General features: G+C 25.8%; 1 protein-coding gene. It reads left to right on the forward strand.

Annotated features, from left to right (window positions below; all coding sequences use genetic code 11):
• Positions 1–1,214: oligosaccharide flippase family protein (locus V7149_RS26190; protein WP_335348478.1), on the forward strand; the 1,214-nt coding region annotated here is incomplete at its 5' end.
• Positions 1,215–1,217: the final 3 nt, after the last annotated feature.

The raw sequence follows: 1,217 nt of genomic DNA on the forward strand, positions 1-1,217 counted from the left end.
ATATTTATGCAATGCAATTTTTTACTGGAATTGTATCTATTTGTATTTATTTAATATTTATTATTTTCTTTATAGACGAAAATAATTTAATTTTACTACTACATCTATTCTTTATTATTTCAGCTCAGTTTGATATAAATTGGTTCTTTTTTGGTTTAGAAAAATTCAAGATAACCATTATACGTAATATTATAATCAAAATAATAGTATTAGTTAGTATATTTTTGTTTGTAAGGACAAGTAATGATTTATGGATATATACATTAATAATGTCATTTGGTACATTTTTAAGCCAAAGTGCAGTATGGGTACTCGTTAAAAAACATGTTTCTTTTGTTAAGCCTTCTTTAAAAGAAATTAAAAAGCATATTAAGCCTAATTTGGTTTTATTTGTGCCTGTAATTGCTTATAGTATTTATAAAGTAATGGATAAAATTATGATTGGGTCAATGGTAGGTATGTCCCAACTAGGGCTATATGAAAATGCAGGAAAGCTAATTAGTATACCTTTAGGTATTTTGATTGCTGTTGGAACAGTAATGTTACCTAGAATGTCAAATTTGGTAGCAAATAATAAAAATAGTGAATTAAGAATATATATTGAAAAGTCAATGATGTTTATATCAATTATTACTTATCCAATACTTTTTGGTATTAGTGCGATATCTACTATATTAGCACCTGTGTTCTTTGGAAGTGAGTTTAGAGAAAGTGGTCCTTTGATCACTTATATGTCTCCAACAATTTTGTTAATTGCTTGGTCAAACATAGTAAGGACTCAGTATTTAATTCCAAAAAATAAAAATAAAGTATATATAATTTCTACAATATGCGGAGCACTAGTAAATTTGGTGTTGAATTTAATGTTAATTCCTTCGTTATTTGCCCTAGGTGCAGTTATTGCAACTATTGCCGCTGAAGCTACTGTAACGATAATTATTTTTATTTCTGTAAGAAGGAAGCTAAATATATGTAAGTATGTTATTTCAAATTTTAAATATGGTATCTTTGGATTAATTATGTATTTTCCAGTTCGGTTTTTAGGAGACATTATGGGAGAACAAATAAGTACTTTATTTTATCAAATAATAACTGGTTTTGTTGTTTATGGAACATGTATATTACTTTATGTAATAATTAGTAGAGATGAACAACTTTATCCGTTATTCTGTAAATTATTCAATACGATTAATAAAAGAATACAAAAAATATAGATA

The organism is Bacillus sp. JJ1503, assembly GCF_036965125.1.
GTDB lineage: Bacteria > Bacillota > Bacilli > Bacillales > Cytobacillaceae > Cytobacillus.